The sequence below is a fragment of the Paenilisteria newyorkensis genome, from assembly GCF_000766145.1.
Classification (GTDB): Bacteria; Bacillota; Bacilli; order Lactobacillales; family Listeriaceae; genus Listeria_A; species Listeria_A newyorkensis.
Genome location: NZ_JNFB01000012.1, coordinates 479,904 through 501,706 on the forward strand (window position 1 = coordinate 479,904; position 21,803 = coordinate 501,706).

General features: G+C 45.0%; 20 protein-coding genes and 1 riboswitch. Of the genes, 16 read left to right on the top strand and 4 right to left on the bottom strand.

The annotated features are described in order from the left end of the window. Positions 1-123: 123 nt before the first annotated feature. The 3 genes from pulA to EP58_RS06910 all read left to right on the top strand — a co-directional run bounded on the left by pulA (position 124) and on the right by EP58_RS06910 (position 7,134). Complete coding sequence (pulA, locus tag EP58_RS06900; RefSeq protein ID WP_241481002.1) at positions 124-3,948, top strand: type I pullulanase; 3,825 nt, start codon at positions 124-126, stop codon at positions 3,946-3,948. Positions 3,949-4,092: 144 nt separating this feature from the next. Then, a complete protein-coding gene (locus tag EP58_RS06905; protein WP_036091507.1) occupies positions 4,093-5,661 on the top strand; it encodes a peptide chain release factor 3 in 1,569 nt (522 codons plus the stop codon). A gap of 96 nt (positions 5,662-5,757) precedes the next feature. Further along, positions 5,758-7,134 (top strand): collagen binding domain-containing protein, encoded by a 1,377-nt coding sequence (locus EP58_RS06910; RefSeq protein ID WP_036091509.1) that lies wholly within the window; start codon positions 5,758-5,760, stop codon positions 7,132-7,134. 45 nt (positions 7,135-7,179) lie between these two features. Here the strand turns inward: EP58_RS06910 and EP58_RS06915 are convergent, their stop codons facing one another. Further along, entirely contained in the window at positions 7,180-8,142 is a 963-nt protein-coding gene (locus EP58_RS06915; protein ID WP_206539783.1) for a hypothetical protein, read from the bottom strand. Between the two features lie 161 nt (positions 8,143-8,303). Continuing rightward, a riboswitch (yybP-ykoY riboswitch) is annotated at positions 8,304-8,476 on the top strand. A gap of 32 nt (positions 8,477-8,508) precedes the next feature. On the opposite strand from EP58_RS06915, the gene EP58_RS06920 reads away from it, so the two are divergent. The 4 genes from EP58_RS06920 (at position 8,509) to EP58_RS06935 (ending at position 12,213) form a co-directional block, all read left to right on the top strand. Further along, positions 8,509-9,279 (top strand): TerC family protein, encoded by a 771-nt coding sequence (locus EP58_RS06920; RefSeq protein WP_036091512.1) that lies wholly within the window; start codon positions 8,509-8,511, stop codon positions 9,277-9,279. A gap of 123 nt (positions 9,280-9,402) precedes the next feature. Beyond that, entirely contained in the window at positions 9,403-10,164 is a 762-nt protein-coding gene (locus tag EP58_RS06925) for a TerC family protein (protein WP_036091792.1), read from the top strand. A 46-nt stretch (positions 10,165-10,210) separates the two neighbouring features. Continuing rightward, the gene (locus EP58_RS06930; protein ID WP_077917865.1) at positions 10,211-11,548 is read left to right on the top strand and encodes a TrkH family potassium uptake protein; all 1,338 of its coding nucleotides are present in this window, start codon (positions 10,211-10,213) and stop codon (positions 11,546-11,548) included. A 155-nt stretch (positions 11,549-11,703) separates the two neighbouring features. Beyond that, the gene (locus EP58_RS06935; RefSeq protein WP_036091517.1) at positions 11,704-12,213 is read left to right on the top strand and encodes a VanZ family protein; all 510 of its coding nucleotides are present in this window, start codon (positions 11,704-11,706) and stop codon (positions 12,211-12,213) included. A 190-nt stretch (positions 12,214-12,403) separates the two neighbouring features. Here EP58_RS06935 and EP58_RS06940 read toward each other — a convergent pair whose 3' ends face one another. Continuing rightward, on the bottom strand, positions 12,404-13,567 hold the full coding sequence (locus tag EP58_RS06940; RefSeq protein ID WP_036091518.1) for a VanZ family protein: 1,164 nt from the start codon (positions 13,565-13,567) through the stop codon (positions 12,404-12,406). 150 nt (positions 13,568-13,717) lie between these two features. Continuing rightward, positions 13,718-14,077: a DUF4064 domain-containing protein gene (locus EP58_RS06945; RefSeq protein WP_036091520.1), complete on the bottom strand. Its 360-nt coding sequence runs from the start codon at positions 14,075-14,077 to the stop codon at positions 13,718-13,720. Positions 14,078-14,315: 238 nt separating this feature from the next. Here EP58_RS06945 and EP58_RS06950 point away from each other — a divergent pair, with 238 nt between their 5' ends. After that, complete coding sequence (locus tag EP58_RS06950; protein WP_036091522.1) at positions 14,316-14,795, top strand: methylated-DNA--[protein]-cysteine S-methyltransferase; 480 nt, start codon at positions 14,316-14,318, stop codon at positions 14,793-14,795. 85 nt (positions 14,796-14,880) lie between these two features. Then, positions 14,881-15,219, top strand: a complete 339-nt coding sequence (locus tag EP58_RS06955) for a hypothetical protein (protein WP_052165003.1) — start codon at positions 14,881-14,883, stop codon at positions 15,217-15,219. Positions 15,220-15,260: 41 nt separating this feature from the next. Here the strand turns inward: EP58_RS06955 and EP58_RS06960 are convergent, their stop codons facing one another. Beyond that, the gene (locus tag EP58_RS06960) at positions 15,261-15,959 is read right to left on the bottom strand and encodes a DsbA family oxidoreductase (RefSeq protein ID WP_036091524.1); all 699 of its coding nucleotides are present in this window, start codon (positions 15,957-15,959) and stop codon (positions 15,261-15,263) included. Positions 15,960-16,122: 163 nt separating this feature from the next. On the opposite strand from EP58_RS06960, the gene EP58_RS06965 reads away from it, so the two are divergent. The 7 genes from EP58_RS06965 (at position 16,123) to EP58_RS06995 (ending at position 21,674) form a co-directional block, all read left to right on the top strand. Beyond that, the gene (locus EP58_RS06965) at positions 16,123-16,884 is read left to right on the top strand and encodes an FAD synthetase family protein (protein ID WP_036091526.1); all 762 of its coding nucleotides are present in this window, start codon (positions 16,123-16,125) and stop codon (positions 16,882-16,884) included. Positions 16,885-16,981: 97 nt separating this feature from the next. Continuing rightward, positions 16,982-17,461, top strand: coding sequence for a DUF6530 family protein (locus tag EP58_RS06970; RefSeq protein ID WP_036091528.1), 480 nt, complete (start codon positions 16,982-16,984; stop codon positions 17,459-17,461). Positions 17,462-17,707: 246 nt separating this feature from the next. Beyond that, entirely contained in the window at positions 17,708-18,061 is a 354-nt protein-coding gene (locus EP58_RS06975) for a GIY-YIG nuclease family protein (protein ID WP_036091530.1), read from the top strand. A 122-nt stretch (positions 18,062-18,183) separates the two neighbouring features. Continuing rightward, positions 18,184-19,008 carry a hypothetical protein gene (locus EP58_RS06980; protein ID WP_036091532.1) on the top strand — a complete coding sequence of 275 codons (825 nt, stop codon included), beginning with the start codon at positions 18,184-18,186 and terminating at the stop codon, positions 19,006-19,008. Further along, entirely contained in the window at positions 19,005-19,799 is a 795-nt protein-coding gene (locus EP58_RS06985) for an SGNH/GDSL hydrolase family protein (RefSeq protein ID WP_036091534.1), read from the top strand. The genes EP58_RS06980 and EP58_RS06985 overlap by 4 nt, the downstream gene beginning before the upstream one ends. Continuing rightward, positions 19,796-20,701 (top strand): ABC transporter ATP-binding protein, encoded by a 906-nt coding sequence (locus tag EP58_RS06990; protein ID WP_036091536.1) that lies wholly within the window; start codon positions 19,796-19,798, stop codon positions 20,699-20,701. Before EP58_RS06985 ends, EP58_RS06990 begins: the two co-directional genes overlap by 4 nt. Continuing rightward, complete coding sequence (locus EP58_RS06995) at positions 20,694-21,674, top strand: ABC transporter permease (protein ID WP_036091537.1); 981 nt, start codon at positions 20,694-20,696, stop codon at positions 21,672-21,674. The genes EP58_RS06990 and EP58_RS06995 overlap by 8 nt, the downstream gene beginning before the upstream one ends. Positions 21,675-21,803: the final 129 nt, after the last annotated feature.

Sequence of the window (21,803 nt, forward strand, 5' to 3'; positions counted from 1 at the left end):
ATGTTACAAGTTGTTATCGTTAACAGTTAAATTTAGGTTGATTTACACCATCCAGCTTGATTATACTTTAGATTGAGTAAGCGCTTTCTAATAAAAAGAAAAGGGGTTTGAGATTTGAAAAACATGTGGCGTAAGTATTTAGTCTCCATCATGATTGTGTTGTTTGCTGTACAGAGTTTTAGCTTTGGGATTCAAGGGTTTGCGGAAGAGACCGTAGCACCAAAAGCAGATGTGACGAAGCAGGTAGCATCAGTTAGTAGCGTGAATGACAATGTTTTATCGGAAAATAGGGAGAGCAAGACGAAGGTTATTGTGCATTACAACCCGAAAGATCAGGCGAATAAAGCTTGGCAAATGTGGGTGTGGAACAATGACGGTGTTGCAGGGCATGAGGTCGTTTTTGAGGACACGAGTGCGTATGGTGACTATTCAAAAGTAGCGGTTTTAGATGTGGATGGCGTGCAATCGGAGCTTGGCTTTTTAATTAAAAATGGTTCTGGTTGGGGCGGCGATCGTGATATTAGTAGCGACCGTTATATTTCTACAAAAGAGGGAATTACAGAAGTTTGGCTGAATTATGGCGAGGAGGAAATTGCGACAAAACCGGCGAATTTGGCGGATTTACCGAGCCATGAGAATTTGGAAGTGACGTTTTATTACCATCGCGATGATAACGATTACAGTAATTGGTTTGTTCATTCGTGGGCGGACGGTGCGACGGGAACGCAGACGGTTAATTTTACGGATGGGCAAGCGGATGGTGCATGGCAGTCTGTGAAGGCGACGTTTAACGCTGCTAGTGGCGCGAGTTTGTCGAATCTAGGCTTTATTATTGCGAATAACGCGAACGGAAATTGGGAAAAAGACGGGACGCAGGACGATCGTTTTGTTTATCTGTTTACGGATGATGGCAAGGCGGAGGTTTGGATTGTAAGTGGTGATTCTACTGGGTATCGGAATCCGAATTTTGCGGATGCGACGAAGCAGATAAAGACGGCGAGTTTGACTGGTTTTAAAGAGGTGAAAGTGACGCTGAATCGGGATGCGACGGCGCTTGATTTGATGGCGGACGTGACGCTTACTGAGGATGGGAACGCGGTTGCGATTTCAAATATTCGACGGGATGCGACGAATCCTGCTGTTTTTTATATTGAAACGACGCAAGATTTGCCGATTCAGGCGGCTTTGACGGTGAAGACGGATGGATTTGGCGAGAAATTGGTCGATACGACGAGCATTGTTCGGAATCCGGAATTTGATGCGAAATATGCGTACACGGGAACGGAGCCGCTTGGTGCAACGTATAACGCGGAACAAAGTGTGTGGCGACTGTGGGCACCGACGGCAGCGAGCGTGAAGTTGACGACGTATCAGGATAATTTGCCGAACAGCCCGGTGGCGCAAAGCTATGATATGACGCCAAAAGCGCAAGGTATTTGGGAATTCACCGCAAAAATTCCTTCTGGAACGGCGTACACGTATGATCTTGTTTTTGCGGACGGGAAGAAAACGGTGTCTCAAGATCCGTATGCCAAAGCGGCGACGGTGAATGGGAATCGTTCGGTTATTTTAGATCCGGCAGTGATGATTCCAGCGAATTGGGAAACGAATCGGATGCCAGCGTTTACGAATCCGACTGACGCGATTATTTATGAAATGCATATTCGGGATTTCTCGATTGCAAATAAGGACACGGTGAACAAAGGGAAATACCTAGGCGTGATTCAACAGGGGACGAAAACGGCAAATGGTGATCCGACGGGAATCGATTATTTGAAAAAACTCGGCATTACGCACGTGCAAATTTTGCCAATGTTTGATTATGCGTCTTTGAATGAGGAAAATCATGATAGTGCCTCGGAGCAACTGGGCGCGCTACCTTATAACTGGGGCTATGATCCGAAAAACTATAACGTTCCAGAGGGTAGCTACAGCACGAATCCGTACAATCCTGTGACGCGAATTCAAGAGGCGAAACAGATGGTGCAAGGCTTGCATAGCAACGGTTTGCGGGTGATTATGGATGTTGTGTATAATCACGTATTTGACGCGGGGGCTCATTCTTTTGAGAAGACGGTGCCGGGTTATTATTTCCGATATGGCGATGACGGCAAACTTGCCAATGGAACGGGCGTTGGAAATGATACGGCGTCGGAACGCGCAATGATGCGTAAATACATGGTCGACAGTGTCGCTTATTGGGCGAAGGAATACCATATGGATGGCTTCCGCTTTGACTTGATGGGCATTCACGATGTCGATACGATGAACGCGATTAAGGCCGAACTGAACAAAATTGACCCATCGATTATCGTGCTTGGCGAAGGTTGGGATTTGGGGACGCCGCTTGCAAGTGACGCGAAGGCCAACCAAAAAAATGCTTCCAAAATGCCAGAAATCGCGCATTTCAATGACTCGATTCGCGATGCCATTAAAGGTAGCACATGGGGCGGACACGAGTCAGAGCCTGGTTTTGTAAATGGAGCAACAGGAAAAGAATCGCTTATTGCAAAAAATTTACTGGCTGGGAGTCTCCGAGATCAAGGACAAGGCATTTATGATTTTACGAAGCCGAGCCAAGTGGTTCAGTACGCCGAAGCCCATGATAATTTGACAATTTGGGATAAGCTATCGTATTCGAATCCAACTGACTCCGATCAGGATAAAAAGAAAATGGAGAAAATGGCGACGAGCATGGTGCTACTTTCGCAAGGTGTGCCTTTTATTCATGCTGGACAAGAGTTTTTCAGAACGAAAAATCAGGATGAAAACAGCTACCAATCAAGTGATGCGATCAATAAACTAGACTGGGATCGCTATGCGGAAAACATCGATTCGGTGAAAGAAATCGAAGCAGTGATGCAGCTCCGCAATTCCGAGCCACTTTTCCGATTGACGAACTATGCGGAAATTAATCAAAAAATGAAGATTATCAAGCAAGACGAGAATGTCGTGGCCTATGAGCTAAAAGACGGCGCTACGTCCTATGTGGTTCTTTTCAACGCGAATAAAGCGGAAAAAGAAGTCGCGATTCCAACGAATAAATATTGGACGCGAATTGGCGAAACAACGACCGATTTGACGGCAGAGACGAGCACGGTAAAAGTTGGCGCACTATCGACGCTTGTATTGAAAAACGGGGAGGAAACGTTTGATATTACAGCATCGGCGGGCGCTGGTGGAACGATTACGCCGAGCGGGAAACAGGCGTACGCAGCTGGCGAAAAACCGAGCTATAAGGTGACAGCAGATGCTGGATATCGCGTGCAGCAACTGCTCGTGGACGGCAAAGCAGTGACGCTTTCAGGAGACACTTACACATTCGAAGCGTTGACGGCGGGGCATACGATGGAAGCGATTTTTGAAGTGATACCGCAGCATAATAAGATTGAGAGTTTGGATAAAATTTCGCTGTCTTTAGCTGAACTCGTTGCACAACCGGGGCAAAGCGCGAAGGAACGCTATCTCTTGGAAAAATTAGCGGCGCACGGGTACTATCAGTTGGAAGGCGAGACGGAACAACATGATTTGGGCATCGCGTTGACGGTTGCGAATCTGGATTGGGACTCACCGAAAGCTGGCGTTTATGAAGGCGTGATTCAGTTTGCGAGCGAGATGCAGAGCAGAGCGGCGGGGACGACGAAACCCGTTCAAATCACATTAACGGCAGCCGCACCAGCACCAGGTGAAACCGAAGTTGTAAATCCAGTTAAACCAACGAACCCACCTGGAAAAGTGGATGGCGGGACAACAACGATACCACCGAAAAAAGATACAAATCTGCAAGTAAATAAAGTCGAAGCCAAGCCAGTGAAAGAAGCGGCGAAACAAGACTTACCAGCAACGGGGGACAGCGATTTTTCTCTTTGGATGCTTTTGCTCGGTAGCGCTTTGATTATTGGAAGCATAATAATAATGAGTGCAACTCGCAGAAAACAACAGAACTAAACCAGAAATGGAGCGAAACGAAGACCGTTTTCAGGTCCTTGTCTCGCTCCATTTTCTACATAATATTTTCACCAAAAACTATCTCAAAAACGTCTGGATATGATATACTAAAGAAATGTGAGTATGTCTAGGAGGAATTTTAAAATGGTGCAAGATTTGAAAAAAGAGGTTGCTTCGCGCAAAACTTTTGCAATTATATCTCACCCCGATGCGGGGAAAACAACGATTACCGAGCAATTACTGCTTTTTGGGGGCGCGATACGTTCGGCAGGAACAGTAAAAGGGAAGAAATCAGGCAAGTTTGCGACAAGTGACTGGATGGAAATCGAGAAACAGCGTGGGATTTCGGTAACGAGTTCCGTGATGCAGTTCGATTATGATGGTTCGCGGATTAATATTTTGGATACACCAGGTCACTCGGATTTCAGTGAGGATACGTACCGGACGTTGATGGCTGTAGATAGCGCCGTGATGGTAATCGATAGCGCGAAAGGGATCGAGGCGCAGACCTTGAAACTATTCAAAGTTTGTCGGATGCGCGGTATTCCGATTTTTACCTTTATTAATAAAATGGACCGTCAAGGGAAGGCGCCACTGGAATTGCTTGCAGAATTGGAAGAAGTTTTGGGGATTGAATCGTATCCGATGAACTGGCCAATCGGGATGGGGAAAGAGCTTGGCGGTTTGTACGATCGCTATCACCGTCAAGTCGAACAGTACCGTGTGGATGGCGACGAACGCTTTTTACCACTCGGTGAAAATGGCGATTTAGCAGAACCTCATGCGATTCAAAATTCGAGTTATTATGAGCAGGCGCTGGATGAAATTATGTTGCTAGATGAGGCCGGGAATGATTTTAGCGAAGAGCGAATCGCGGCTGGTGAATTGACGCCCGTATTTTTCGGTAGTGCCTTAACGAATTTTGGTGTGGAAACATTCTTGAAAACGTATGTAAACTTTGCGCCAGCACCACAACCACGACAATCGAATGAAGGCGAAGTAGATCCATACATGGACAAATTCTCTGGCTTTATCTTCAAAATTCAAGCGAACATGAACCCAGCCCACCGTGACAGAATCGCGTTTGTGCGCATTTGTTCAGGGGAATTCGAACGTGGCATGTCTGTGAACTTGACGCGAACTGGAAAACCGATCAAGCTTGGAAATTCAACGCAGTTTATGGCGGACGATCGCGAAACGGTGAACAGCGCTGTCGCGGGAGATATTATCGGTCTGTATGACACAGGGAATTATCAAATTGGCGACACGATTACAAATGTCAGCAAAACGCTTCAATATGAGAAATTGCCACAATTTACGCCAGAGTTATTCATGAAAGTTTCCGCAAAAAACGTCATGAAACAAAAACATTTCCACAAAGGTGTCGAGCAACTCGTACAAGAAGGCGCGATTCAACTTTTCAAAACGTGGCGCATGGAAGATTACATTATTGGTGCGGTGGGTCAACTACAGTTTGAAGTATTTGAGCACCGGATGAACAACGAGTATAATTCCGAAATCCGCATGGAGCCAATCGGTTCTAAAATCGCGCGTTGGATTAAAGAAGAAGACGTGGATGAAAAACTGTCCACACAACGCAGCATGCTAGTGAAAGATCGCTATGATAAACCACTATTCTTATTTGAAAACGAGTTCGCCTTGAACTGGTTCCACGATAAGAATCCAGATATTGAATTAACTTCTCTATTATAAAAACACGAAGAGCCCGATTTTTAGGCTCTTTTTTTATGTTTTGCCTAAAACAAAGAAGGGAAAATAAACACCAGATTATTTAAAGGGGTGACTGGAATGAAAAAAACAATCTATTTATTGATGGGATTGCTACTCTTAGGCGTTTCGTTACTAGGAGGACACGAGGCAAAAGCGGCGACAGACTACGGCTCCCAATTTTTCACACACGTGGAATTACAAAATAAAAACGGTGTCGCATCCACAGACTTTAAAGAAAATGACCGTGTGAAAGTCGTTTATAATTGGGATTTGACACAAGTGGTACATAGCGGTGAAACGATGACGATTCCGCTACCTGCGCAACTCAAGTATGTCAGTTTTGCCCCATTTTTATTGAAGGATACTAACGGGAATACAGTGGCAACAGCGGTTGTCGATCCGATTAACAATAAAATCATCCTAACTTTTACGACATTTGTCGATACACACTCGGATATTAAAGGCTCGATGTTTTTCTACGCAGATTTCAACAAAAACAACATTGTAACAGATCAGACGAATCCAATTGCTTTTCCTGTGGGCGGCGACTTTACAACGCTCGGTGTCATGATTCATAAGGTGACGAGCGGTGGTGGCGGAACGGGTACACCGACTGTGGTCTTCAAGCAAGGGCGCATCGACGACAAGGATAGCAGTCTGATTAATTGGACGGTCACGCTGAATAATGCACTTGTGGATATCGACAATGCGTATTTCACAGACATCATGGGTACCGGGCAGACGCTTACTGGACCGGTGAAATTGAAATATCGCGATGCTGATAAAAAGGAACGCTATACCCGCAATGAGAGCGTCACGCTGGATGCCAATCGTAGTTTCCGCTTAGAGCTGGGCGATCTTCAAGATACCTCGATCGTCGTCACCTACCAAACAAAAATGGCGGGCGGTCAGTTTAGCTATAAAAATACAGCGAAAATCGGCGGTACAAATATCGATGAGCAAACGAGAAATGCAACCGTCAATGACTATTCGGGAGGCGGAGAAGGAGAAGGTAACGGAGGCAACAATCCACCGCCAGTTGATCCACCAACGCCTCCAGAGCCACCAGTAACACCAGAGCCAGAAACGGATCCAGACCCACTTGTTGTGAAGCCAGAAGTCAACACAATCATAGATGGCGATAACGAAATCCAAATCTACGTCGTCAAAGAAGGCGACACACTTCCAAGTATCGCTAAAAAATTCGAAACAACGACGCAACAATTGAAAATATGGAACAATCTCACAAATGATGAGATCAAAGTCGGTCAAAAGCTAATCGTCAAAGTAACACCGCGAAAAGTAGCTGTGAAAAGCGAAATTAATGTAAGCCCGAGTCCGACAACGACCATGAAAACATTGCCTCAAACCGGTGATGCAACAAGCGGCGTCGCAGAATTAATTGGCGTGTTACTAGCCTTAACATCAGGTGCATTTTTAACTCGTAGAAAATAACAAAAACCTAGCCGAGAATCTGATTTTGATTCCCAGCTAGGTTTTTCATTTGCCCATCTCAACGTGAATTTTCTGCGCGAGTTTTTCATAGTTTCGAAAGCTTTCTGTATCCTGCTCCGGAACATCAAGCAAGTCTTGCGTTTTCAAAACCTGTTTTTCTATACCATCTGCGAATTTTACAAACGAATTTGCTGTTTCTTTCCCATAATCAAGCGAGAAATACTTCGATTGGCGATAAAAAGCTTGGAGATTAGGGTCGGTGATTTCCTGTTTTTGATCCGCGAAGATTTCATCATATTTGACCGAAACAAGTTTTCCGTCTTCCGTAACCACCTGAAGACGCGCCGTTAAACCATTACCAAGCGGCTCCGCGATGCCATAATAGTAAAATCCAAACGGCTTTTTCACCCAGTCTTTCATTTCCGCGGCCAGTGGCATCATACCGTTTCGCGCGCTTGTAGAAGAACCTTTCACAGTCTCAAAATTCCCATCCAATCGATTTTCCGCCAGCATTTGTCCTTCTAAAAAGGTAATGCCATTCACCCAAGTCACTAGCGTATCGTCGGTTCGCGTATTGCTAGCTTGGAAAAAAGCATAATCAGAAAGACGCTTCGATGCATTGGCGTACTTCGGTTCATAGTAGTTTGCCGAAGCCATTTCGTTAAATTCCACATGGATCAGCTTGCCATCATCATCCGTGACTAGTTCCAAAATGCCGCGATTTCCGCCATCAAACTCGCTTTCATTTTTATAATAATGTCCTTTAATCAAGCCAGTCGGTGATTGGACAGACCAAAACATGCGCGCTTCCTTCTCCTCTTTTGTATATTTTGCTTCAGGATGCGTGCCAAATGTCGTCGTTGTTGCGGATGTCACCACGTCATAATTATAGTCATGACCCTGCGATTCCACAGCAACTTTTTTCGCTTTCGGTTCGTCAGGTTGGCTATTTTCATTGGAGCAAGCAACTAATGTGAGCGATGAGAGTACCAAGATTATTTTCTTCAAGTCGAATTCCCCCTCTATACTCTCCAGTATCTCAAAAGAAAATAAAGCCCACATAAACAAAATATGAAAAAAAGATAAACATTCCAGATAATCAGCGCGTGTTGTTGACAGCGAACCTAGTTCTGTGATATTATTTCCCTATCAATCAAATATCACTTTTGACATTCGTCAAGGGGGAGTAGCGTTAGCCTTATTTGGAGGCTAAGATAAAGTCGTCATTACATGGATGCGAGTCCATCGGTTTTATCAACATTTTTTGTATGAAAATGTCAGCGAGACCTTTGCCAAACTTCTGGCAGGGGTCTCGTTTTTTCGTGTTTAAAAAGAGGCGCTTTGGGACGGTTGAAAGATGAAGGAGGAATTTATTTGGATACAGCGATGATTTTGGAGTATGGATGGGTTTTACTTGTCCTGATTGGTTTGGAGGGTATTCTAGCCGCCGATAACGCGGTAGTTATGGCCGTTATGGTCAAACATTTACCCGATGAGCAACAGAAAAAAGCATTATTTTACGGCTTAATTGGCGCATTCGTTTTCCGTTTTGCAGCCCTTTTCTTGATTTCCTTTTTGGCAGAAGTTTGGCAAGTGCAGGCATTAGGAGCCGCGTATTTACTTTACATCTGTATTAGCCATATGTGGAAGCACGCAAAAGGCAAGGATGATGGGCACAAAGTCAAAGAAGGCAAGGGTTCCAGCTTTTGGATGACCGTTTTAAAAGTCGAAATTGCGGATATTGCGTTTGCGATTGATTCGATGTTGGCGGCAGTAGCACTTGCAATCACGCTTCCAGCAACAGGTTGGGGAACGATTGGTGGACTTGACACAGGACAATTCAGCGTGATGTTCATCGGTGGCTTGGTTGGACTAATCTGCATCCGTTTTGCAGCAACACAATTCGTGAAACTACTGAAAAAATACCCATCACTGGAAACAGCGGCTTTCTTAATCGTTGGTTGGGTCGGCGTGAAGCTAGTCGTCTACACGTTAGCACACCCAGAACTAGGCATTATTCCAGAACACTTCCCACATTCAACTACATGGAAATTAACATTCTGGGCTGTGATGATCGGAATTATTATCTGGGGCTGGCTCGTATCAGTTCGTGCAGCAAAGAAAAATCCAGATGCAAAAGCTTGATATAAATGGAATGTGGCTCCCGTCCTATATGCGGGAGTTTTTCCGTTACATATGGCAACAAATTAATAGCAAATTGACTAGTAAATATGGTAAAGTGGAGAGTACAGAAACGGTGGGGTGAAAATGGATATATCGGTTTGGGGAGAATACGTGTGGGTCTTTTTAATTCTGATTGTACTAGAGGGTGTACTTTCGGCGGATAATGCGGTGGTTATGGCCGTTATTGTTAAAAAGTTGCCACATGAACAGCAGCGCAAAGCCTTGTTTTATGGGCTGGTTGGGGCATTTGTTTTCCGACTGATTGCGATGCTTATTATTTCATACTTAGTTAATTTTTGGGAAATACAAGCGATTGGTGCGATGTACTTACTTTATTTAGCGATTAAGCATATTTGGGATAAGAACAAGGGCAAGGATAAAGAGGAAAAAGAAGAGAAAGAGGCGAAACCAACGTCCTTCTGGGGAACTGTTGCGCGCGTGGAGCTGACGGATATTGCGTTTGCACTTGATTCGATGCTTGCCGCGGCCGCTTTAGTTGTGACATTGCCAGCACTCGGAACATATGAAATTGGTGGCATGAATGCAGGCCAGTTTACCGTGATGTTCTTAGGTGGTTTGGCAGGTTTGATTGTGATTCGTTTTGCAGCGACACAAGTTGTGAAATTGCTGGAGCGTTACCCTACTTTAGAAACAGCCGCCTTCTTAATCGTTGGTTGGGTTGGGGTGAAAATGGCCGTGATTACATTGGCGAACCCGCAAGTAGGCATTTTACCAGAGAGTTTTCCAGACTCAGCAGGGTGGGAAATCACCTTTTGGGCGGTCATGATTATTCTCGGTTTAGGTGGTTATATTATTGCTAGAAAAAAAGAGAAACAAAAGGGATAACTATATGATTGGCGGGAAATCGCGGCGAGGAAGAGCGCGTGCAAGGATGTCCAGGCTAACGCCGATTCAAGTCATCATCACGTTCTACTTCCTATCGATTACGTTTGCGACAGCACTCCTTAGTATGCCATTCACACAAAAACCTGGCGTCAAAATTCCATTCATCGATACGCTATTTACGGCGGCGAGCTCGGTGAGTGTGACCGGTTTGGCATCGGTGAACGTCGGCGAGTCCTACAGCCGTGCGGGAATCTGGGTTTTGATGGGGATTTTCCAAGTCGGTGGACTCGGCGTGATGATGCTGAGTACGTTCTTCTATCTTGTGCTGAAACGCCGCGTTGGCCTGCGACAGCGTCAGTTAATTATGACGGATACGAATCAGTTTTCGATGAGCGGTATGGTTCGGATGCTACGCGAGATTCTCGTTTTGATTTTCGGTATTCAAATTATCGGCGGACTAATTCTTGGGATTTATTTCATCCCATTTTATAATGGCGATGTCGGCGAGGCGATGTTCCAGGGACTATTTAACTCGGTTTCCGCGGTGACGAATGCGGGCGTGGATATTACCGGATACTCGCTGACGCCGTTCGTAAATGATTATTTCGTCCAATTTATCACGATTTTACTCATTATTGCCGGCGGGATAGGATTCCCAGTGTTAATTGAAGCACGCCGATTCCTATTTGAAAAAAATACGCTGATCCCGTTCCGCTTTTCTCTTTTTGTAAAAGTGACGACGGTGACCTATATGGCGCTACTTGTGATTGGCGGATTGCTGATTTGGGCGATGGAAAGCCAACATTATTTCAAAGGAACGTCCATTGATGAAGGCTTCTTTAACTCGATGTTCTTATCAGCGACCTCTAGAAGTGCCGGCCTGTCAACAATTGATACATCCGCATTGACAGATCCGACGCTGCTCGTGGTTTCGGCATTGATGTTCATCGGAGCATCGCCGAGTTCAGTCGGTGGTGGAATTCGGACGACGACATTCGCGATTACGATTTTGTTCCTATATTCTGTGATGCGCGGACGGAATCACATTTACATTTTTGGTCGCGAATTATATCAAGAAGATGTACGTAAAGCGCTTGCTGTTGCGGTTTTTGCGACATTACTGTGCGTAGGCGCGATCACTATTTTAGGCTATACCGAGCAAGCCGAGCTAATGGCGATTATCGTCGAGGTCTTCTCAGCGTTCGGAACATGCGGTTTATCCATGGGATTGACGGCCGATTTGAGCCACTTCGGCAAAATTATTATCATCCTGTTAATGTTCATAGGACGCGTTGGGATCATGTACATGATGTTATCCTTCCGCACCAAAGATGGTAAGAAAAACGCGATTAGACTGCCAAAAGAGAAAATTATTACGGGGTGAAAAACGGTTTTTGACTCCAATATCAAAAAAGTGTCAGGACAAGCGTCTGGCATTTTTTTGTGCCGAGCTCGAGCGCCAAACAAATGCCACGTTTTTCATTTAATTTTAATCTTGATATGTTAAAGTTATAAAAAACACGTAAGGAAGTGGCTTTTTTGCAGCGAAGATTATCTTGGTTATTTATAGGTATTGCTTTGGCAGTTATTCTTATGCTATTCATCTCCTCCTCGCAAACCTACGAGCAGCAATCGATGACGTCTAGTTTGGATAGATTGCTAGCCAATAAACCATTTGAAAAGCAATTATCAGCGGTATCTTTTCACTATGCTGGTTCAGAAATTAGTATTCAAGCGAAGGGTTACAGCTCTTTTATCGAATTCTTCATCCGAAAAGGCGCGCATTTCTTTTCCTATGCTTTAATGGGATTCAGTTTATTCATGGGATTTGGCGCGTTTATCAAAAGAAAATGGTTGGTCATGGTCTTCAGCGCGGGAATCCCGTTAGCCTACGCGGCGTTTGACGAGTTTCACCAACTGCTAACAGGTGGCAGAACACCGCTTGTCGAAGACGTCATGCTAGATTTTGCAGGTGCGTTGTTCGGTATACTTCTGGCTTATTTTCTCGCCAAATGGCTCATCAAAAAAGATAAAGGGTCTGGGACATAACTACAAACAAGATAAAATCGCTATACCTTATTTTGGGGTAAGACGAAAATAATGCGTTACACAAATCGAGCGAAAGCGTTTGTATTCTGGGGATTTGGTGGAAGCCGGAAGCGGAGCATACTGGTGTATGTGAGAACCGGAAGTCCGCCAAATCCCCGGAATGCGAGCGCTTGTCGCCGATTTATTTGGGTTATATCCCAACATCTTTATCTTTTTTCGGTTTGAAGGTACTTACATGTGCGGTATGGCTCAACTTTTCATAAAAAAGCTGGCGGTCTTTGGAGAAGAAATTGATGCAAATATGGATGAAAAACATAAATCCTGCAACAAACCCGATTCCAATCACCGTTAGGAATAGGACTGGCGACAAATGATCAACAAAAAATGGATTTTGCGGGAAGAGAATGATTGCCAGTGTTACATAATAAAGCAGGCCGTTTCGAATCATCAGTTGCCGTAGTTTCAGGCGTTCTGAATTGGTGGATTTGATGCGGATTTGCACGAGCATTTTTCCGAACGTGCGACCTTTTGTGAACCTAGGTAGGAGCATGAAGTATAGGAAAACGATCAGAACGAGCCACCAGAGTTGTGTGAATCGCGCGCCACCGTTTGTTTCTAAGTTTTTAAATGGGAGGACATGAATCGCACCGAGGATTGCGGTGATGACTTCGAGCAGAAACCAGTCGACAAGAAAGGCGATGAGACGGCGTAAATAGCTCACTTGTTTCCCTTGAATGTATGTCATTTCGTCCATTTTTGTGCGTGATGGCAGAAGGCTCGTGAACAGTGGGGCAATCGCGAAACCAACGATGCCGCCGAGCGTGTTTAACATCAAATCATCGACGTCGAATAAGCGGTAAGCATGTGGATAAATGCCGTAAATGCCGGTTAATTGTGTTATTTCAAAAAATAGGGATAGCAAAAAAGAAAAAAGCGTCGTTTTCCAAAAAGGATAGCGGAAATAATAGCGTAAATAAATGCCGAATGGGATGACTAGAAGTACGTTAAACACTGGCTGCAAAACAACGGCTTGTGTTAGGGCTGACAAATATGTACTAGGATCATTCCAGACGAGTACGGTGTGCCTTAAAAAATCGTGAATAAACTTGAATGGCGTTAATTGTACCGCTGAACCCGTCATTTTTGCGACATCACCTGGGTCTGGTAATGGTAGTAGAATAAGTAAAAACGCACACAATAAGTAAAAAATAAACGTGTATAAAACAACATTACGCAAGAAGTTCAGGCCGCCGAATTTGCGGTATTGATAGATCGCGAATGGTAATGTTAAAATAAACGCGAGAACTGGAAAAACCAGCACGGCGACTTCGATTGGAAATAAATAAGCGTGCATAAACAAGACCCCCTTACATCTAGAGTACAATAAAAACACAAAAAAGACGAGCCAGAAACACAGCTTCGTTAGTGAAAGTGCGTTTTGGGAGGCGCCCGATTCACTAATTATCGCTATATTTTAGACTCGACTTTTGACTTGAAAAGGGTATTAATATTTAGGCGATGGTACACGGAAAAGTGCCATTAAGCCGGCAAGAATGATTAAAATTCCTGATATAATCCAAATCTGGCCCACTACGAAAAACATAATGATACCGATAAGTGTGAGTACGACGCCCCAACCACGTGGACTTTTTTTGATAAGAAGGGTTGCGATTAAAGCGAGTGCGGACGCAATGACTGTTATCCAACCAAGTGTCGCAATGCTATCCCCAAGTGCCCCATTTAGATACGTGAATGTTTGGATGTAGTCCGTGACGTCATTACCGTACGCAATAATCCAAAAACCAGCCACTAAACCAACGATCGAGCCGATTAAACCTAAAACTAATTCTGCTGTTCTTGACATATTTTTATCCCCCTGTCTGATGGACTCTTTTGTTAGCAAGCTTGTGCTACTGAGAAGAAGTCCTCTAATGTCTCGTATAATAAAATATACGTACAGAGTATTTTACCCCAATTTGAAAAGACTAACCGTTATTTTAAGATTTTGATAGAAAAAATAGTGAATATAACGAAATATGAAGGTATATTTGTTATCTGGGTTAGAAAATGCTATGTTGGAAAGAGAGATGGAGGAGATGTGTATGCAGCTTTATGTGAATGAAATGGAGTCGCCGCTTGGGAAGTTATATCTTGGGGTTTCAGAGGTGGCAGTGAAATATATTGCGTATGATGAAGCATCATTTGTCGGTGAAGGGACGGATTTTTCTACAGCGGAAAATGAGATGATGTGGCAGTTGAAGGCGGAATTGCAAGCGTTTTTTGATGGGGAGATTCAGGCTTTTACGCTACCGCTTGAAGTGAGTGGAACGGATTTTCAGATGCGGGTTTGGCGGGCGTTGCAGGAGATTCCATATGGGGAGGTCGTTTCGTATAAAGAGATTGCGGAGGTTGCGGGGAGTCCGAAAGCAGTGCGTGCCGTGGGTCAGGCGAATCGTGCGAATCCAATTCCAATTATTATTCCGTGTCATCGCGTGATTCAAGCTGGCGGGAAATTAGGTGGTTATAATGGTGATGATGTCGATCGCAAAATCTGGTTATTGAACCGCGAAATGCCTTTTTAAACGTTATCATAAATTTCATGACTCGTTCATAGTTTTTTCTTATTTATCGGATAAGATAAGAATAAGTGAAAGGAGCTGGAATGAAATGAATAATGAGATAGAAACGGCACCGAAGAAGCAAGTGAATAAATGGAAATGGAGTACTATTATTGTAAGCGTAATTTCAGTTGTAACGATATCATTTATGGGCTTTGCACTATTTAATCAAAATCAGGCTGGAATGAATGGGTCTGGCAATATGTCTAGCAATAATCAGTCGCAGATGGGTGGTACGGACGAATCATACGGAATGCCGCCAAGTGGTGGACCAAATGGTCAACAAGGAGGGACTTCGGATTCTAGCGGGGATACGGATGCCAATTCAGGCGCGTCTATGAATCCGGATACAGACTCTTCGACAAGCTCTTCATCTAATTCAATATAAGTGAAAAACCACATTCCGCGTTGAATGTGGTTTTTCAATGATTAACAGTTACATGAGCCGCCAGAACAACAATCGTCGCCCGCGTCTGATTTATTCAGCATCGTTAGCGGATTCTCTTCGTTCCAAACCTTCGTCAAAACTTCTGTAAAATTCGCCGCAGGTTGGGCGCCGGAAACGCCGTATTTTTCGTTGATAACAAAGAACGGAACGCCTTGAATGCCAAGGGAAGCGCCGGTTTGTTCATCATCGCGAACATCCGCTGCAAAAGCGTCGCTGGCCAGCATATCGAGGACTTCTTTTTTGTCCAGACCAGTTGATGCGGCGATTGTTGCGAGCGTTTCGTGGTCGCCTAGATTTTTTGATTCGGTGAAATAAGCGTGGAGCAGTGTTTCTTTTAACGTTTCCGCGGCTCTTTTTGTTTTCGCGAATTGGAGTAAGCGGTGGGCGTCGAATGTATTGGTTGGAATCATCGTATCGAAGTGATAATCCAGGCCGACCGTTTTGGCCTGTGCGCTGACTTGATCGTTCATGCTTTTGGCTTTTTCGAGCGTCATGCCGTATTTCTCAGCCAGGATCTCGTCCATTGTTTGATCGTATTGAACCGGCGCGTTGGGATCGAGTTCGAAACTGCGATATTCCACCTCTACATCCTTGCCAAATTCCTTTAAACCTGCCTCAAAATTACGTTTTCCAATATAACAAAACGGACATGCGAAGTCCGACCAAATTTCTACTTTCATATGTGTTCCTCCTAAAAAATAATTTGTGCATCTCTGATCAGTATAGCGTGTGTGGCTGTATAATTCAATCAAGTTGCTTACTATTTGTTAGTGAGGTGAGCAAAGCAGTTGAGAAAGGGGAGGGAAATGGAGTATCTTTGTATGGTAGAGGAGTGGAACGGGAATGGAGATTTTTCAAGTGAAGGACAAGCTGCCGGACAGTGCGGAGTCGGCTGTCTTAGTGATTGGCAAGTTTGACGGTGTGCATAAGGGACATCAACATTTGCTAAAACGCGCGAAATCGTTTTGTAAAACTGGTGAGAAACTCGCGATTGTGTGCTTTTCGCCGCATCCATTGTGGGCGCTAAAAAAAGATCCTAGGTATCGACGTGCGATTACGCCTGGCGTGGAAAAATTTCGTTGGCTGGCACATTTTGGTGTGGATAAGGTGTACAATATTGGGTTTACAGAAAAGTATGCAGAAACATCGGCGGAAACGTTCATTAGAGAGCATTTGAATGGGTTGAACTTGGCGCATATTGTTGTTGGCGAGAGCTTCAACTTTGGCAAAGGACGGGATTCGGATGTCGATTTGCTGATGGATTTGTGTGGTGAGCGTTCGGTTCCTGTGACGGAAATTCCGTTTGTGCGGGATGGCGCGGATCATAAGGTGAGCTCGACGGATATTCGTGCTGCTTTATATGAGGGGAACTTTGCGGAGGCGGAGCGTTTGTTGGGGCATCCTTATTTTATCGAAGGGGATGTTCGGACGGAAAATGGGACGCATCTGCTGACAGGGTTGGAGGAGTTTGTGCTTCCGAAGCCAGGGAAATATCAGGCTTTTGTGGATGGAGAGCGTGCCGAGGTTCAAGTTTTAGAAAATGGGGAAATGAAGATATCGCAACAAGCAGCGCATATACGACTACAGTTTGACACTGTCCAATAGGATGGTGTTTTTTATGGTGGGTTGATTTTCCATGAAAAGGATGTTATACTACGTTAGTAAGTTTACTAATTTACTAAACTACTAAAGGAGAGATACCATGAAAATCCCAACAAATTTAAAACACAAACCAGTTATCGTCGCTGAAAACTATGAAGAAGTGGACGGCAAATATGCCTACAATTCGGATGCGAAAGGCTTGTCGCTTGGCTTGGCGCAATGGAATGATCGCGGCAAAGTAGATATTTCAGCAAAAGTGTGGCGGCATACTGGCGGGAAATGGTCTCGCCAATCAGAGGAATTACCGCTACATCGCGTGCTGGACTTGGCCATTTTGATCGGGCGGTCGAAGCTTTATTTTAAAGATGCTTATAAATATGAAGGATTATACGATAAAGAAAACCCACAGATTGATCGGATTGGTTTGCAGGGCGACGCGATGACGGTGTCGGTTTGTGAGGATAATCAGATGATTGGTGAAGATATTGAGCTGTTTCAGCAGGCGTTGGCGGATAGCGATGAGCTTTTGAGTGAGCGGTTGCGGACGTTGAGTCGGATTTTAAAAGAAGCTGGCTACTAGCAGCGTGGCGACAAACGCTCCCTTTCGTCGTTAAAAGCTCCGTTCCAGTGCTCTTCTACACTAGGTTTCGCATAACTTCTTACATGGTCGGGGATAAGACTCCCTCCTTGTTTTCAGTCAACGTACCCGAGTACGCTCCGCGCTGGTACTCGCTTTTGCCTAGAAATGAAAGCATTTGTCGCCACGCTGAGGTTTTGTGGCAGATTATGAAAATTTATAGAGTCAGATTAGGAGGAGGTTTTTTTGATGACATCGGAGAAAGAGACGCGTAAGGAAAAGATTAATGCGTATAAGCAAATGAAGCATCGCGCGGGTGTGTATCGTTTTGTTAGTCAGGAGACGGGTGTTTATGCGTTGGCGGCGAGCATGGATTTGAAGGGTATTCAGAATAAGTACGCGTTTGCGAAAAAAATGAATATGCCGGGTGCGTTGCCGTGGACGATTGCAGCGGAGGCCCAGAAACATGGCATGGACACGATTGCGCTTGAGGAATTAGAGCTCGTGGATATCAAGGACGAGATGACGAATCAGGATATTAAGGAAGAATTGGATGTTTTGCTAGAACTTTGGCAGGAAAAATTAGCATCTGAGAACGAATAGGGAAGTCGGAATAGGAGAGAAGGACCGAATGGGTTTATTTTCTTGCTATTTCGGCTTTTTTGTTTAGCTTTGGCGCCAATTCTGCTATACTTAATCAAAAGTGGCGAGAGGCTGGTGAAGGAATGAGAAAATATTATACCCATCAGATTGGGCTGGCATTGATGCTGATTTTTGGTGTGATAACGGGGCTTGGAGCGTTGCGGCGCTTGATGTACCTGTTGCTACTAGATCAGGAGCGTTCCAGTATTTATTGGATGGTTGAGCTGGGGCTTGCTGTTATCATGATTGTGACGGCCATTTTATCTTATTCTGGTCGCCGGCTGAAAGGGACGGAAGTGGTGGTTAGCTTATTGTTTGTCACCTACTTTACGTATTTTGTGATTCGGGCGGTCATCGGGATGGAAGAAACCGTGAATATTCAGAATGCCAATATTTTCTCGATGTTAGCGGGATTAGCGATGTTTTCAGCTTTTATCTTATTTTATACGACGGAAGCTGGGGCGATTATTGCAAAATCTGAGAATCGAATCGTGACAGTGAGCGGTTTTGTAATGGTTTTACTCGGTGCGGGACTTGGCCTTGTGCTGGCTGTTTTGAGGTATCAGGCGTATGTGACGATGCAAGGCTGGGACGGGCAGGATTTTCGCAAAATGGTTCTTTATCCGGCGATGATTTCAATGGGTGAATATTTATTCGTGTCTCTGGCCTTTATTTTCTTGGCTTTTTTACTATTTCAAAAATGGCAACCGCTACTCGCCTATGTTGGAATGGGGATTGCGATGCGGGAATTGCTTTTTGGATGGTTACAAATGCAAGGCTTGCTGGGTGATGATATGGCATTGACGATGCTGGCATTATTGCCGTTATTTGTTGGTGTGACTGGATTTATTGGCTTCCTTTTATTTTTAGGAGGGGCTAAAAGAGGTGGACAGGAGGAACAGACTTGAAACGAAATAAATGGGTAATGGTGATGACGTGGATTTCGGTATTGGCGCTATTGCTGTGCGTGGCGGGTTTAATCGCTGTGGCGCAAGGCCATACGAAATCGGGAAATAGTACGACGGAAAAAACGGAGACGAAGACGGAAACGAAGAAAACGGACCGGTTCCAAGTGACGGGGCTCGGGGATTCGTTGACGGCTGGCGTTGGTGATACGGACGGAAAAGGTTATGTTCGCCGTGTCGTTGAGAATTTGGAGAAGAATGGTACGAGTGTGACGCTGTCGAATTTGGCGATTAGTGGTGCGCGTAGTAATCAGTTGCTTAGCCAACTTGGCCAGAAAGAAATCGCGCAGCAAGTGACGAACGCGGATGTGATTTTCATGACGATTGGTGGCAACGATTTGTTCCGTGGTGGCGCGGCTTTGGAGGATTTGAATGCGGCGGAAATTCAGAAGAACGAAACGGCGTACTTGAAAAATTTGGAGCAGACGTATAAGCGGATTCGGGAATTGAATAAAGATGCCGTTGTGTACCATCTCGGTTTGTACAATCCATTTGTAGATGTGAAAAATCGGGTGGAGCTGGCGAGTATTGCGGCGAAATGGAATATGGATACGCAGAATTTGGCGAGTAAATTTTCACGCGTGGTCTATGTTCCGACGTATGATTATTTTATTTTGAATGGGAAAAAATATTTATCGAGCGATCATTTTCATCCGAACGGTGCGGGTTATCAGTTGTTTGCGGATCGGGTATCGAGTGTCATGACAACGGATGGGGAGAGTGATGCGAAATGACGGCGGCGCTATTAGTACAGGATTTAAATAAAAAAATTGGCAAGCGGCAAATTATTAAGGATTTGAGTTTTGAGGTCAATGAGGGCGAAGTATTCGGCTTTCTAGGTCCTAATGGAGCGGGAAAAACGACGACGATTCGGATGCTCGTTGGTCTGATAAAACCGACTTCTGGGACGATTTTAATTGGCGGCAAGGATATTCGCAAAAATTTCACAGAAGCGATGAAGAGTTTGGGGTGCATCGTTGAGAATCCGGAGTTCTATCCATTTTTGACGGGGTGGGAGAACCTTGCTTATTTTGCGCGAATGGACCGGTCGATTCGGCCGGAGCGTTTGCAGGAAGTGGCGGAGCTCGTTGGTATGACGGCGCGCGTGCACGACCGGGTTTCGACGTACTCGCTTGGGATGCGTCAACGTTTGGGAATCGCGCAGGCGTTGTTGTCGAATCCGAAATTGTTGATTCTGGATGAGCCGACGAATGGCCTTGATCCATCGGGAATTCGCGAGATGCGGGACTTTATTCGTTATTTGGCGAAGAAGGAAGGGATTAGCGTGCTGGTTTCTTCGCATTTACTTAGTGAGATTCAGCTGCTGTGCGATCGCGTGGCTATCATGACAAACGGCGAAATCATTGCGACGGATGACGTGGATAAGCTGCTTTCAGATCGGGAAAAAACGCGCTGGCGCTTCGAACCAATGGCAAAAGGGGCGGCGATTTTGGCGGAAATGACGAATGTGACGGAGCAGGATGGCGCGTATTATACAAGTTTTGAGGCGGATAAATTGCCGGTTTGGAATAGTCGTGTGGTGCGTGCGGGCGTGCAGGTGCTCGAAATGCAGAAGATTACGCCGTCTTTAGAGGACTTATTTATTGAACTGACAGGAGGGCAAGGCATTGATTAACTTAGTTTATAATGAGCAGTTGAAGCTTTACAGAAAACGCCGACTCCTGATTATTTTATTTTTGGTCGCGATTATTGTGGGTATTTTTACGTATGCGCAGTTTCGGCAGCATCAGGAGGATGAGCAGAAATCGGGGACGACGGATTGGCATGTGCAGGTGCAACAACAGATTGTGGACATTGAGAATCGGCTGAGTTCGAATCGGATTCCGGATGAGTATAAGAAATATATGCGCGTGACGCTGGGCCAGTTGCAGTATTATCTGGACGAGGATGTGAATCCGAACGCGCCGGGAGCACCGACTTTCCTGAAATCGTTTGTTGAAAATGGGATTGGCTTGCTGTTCCCGCTGTTCGTGATGGTGATTGCGGCAGATTTGATTTCTTCGGAGTCGGGGAGCGGGACGATTAAATTCTTACTGACGAGGCCGGTGAAACGATGGCGAATTTTGACGAGTAAATTCATTTCGATGATGCTGTCGGTGTCGATTATATTGTTGGCGTCGGCGATTATTGCCTATGCGATATCGGGCGTTGTGTTCGGATATGGTGGCTGGACGGCGCCGATTCTGACGGGATTCGATGTGAGCGGAGATGCGGTCGGAACGTCAGGCGTGTATTCGTTGCCGATGTGGCAGTATTTATTGATGGAATTCGGCTTGGCGTGGCTGGTCGCGATGGTGATTGGAGTGCTGACGTTGATGTGCTCGGTATTGGTGAGAAGTACGGCGGCCGTGATGGGAATTATGCTGTCGGCGCTGATTACGGGATCGATTTTGAGCAATCTCGTATCGTCTTGGCCAAGCGCGAAATATTTGTTCATGGTTAATTTGCAGTTGACGAATTACTTGAACGGGACGAGTCCACCGGTGGATGGCATGACGCTCGGATTTTCTGTTGTGACGCTACTTGTTTGGATGGTTGCGGGACTAATAACATCGTATTGGGTGTTTATGAAACGTGACGTATATTGAAAAAATGGCTCTGGGACACGGATTATGTCTCGGAGTTTTTTTGTCGCTTACTTTTTATAAGCAAAGTTCTTTCTTTTTTTATAGTTTAGTGTTAAACTGTCTTTAAAGATGAAAAGGAAGGTTGTGAGG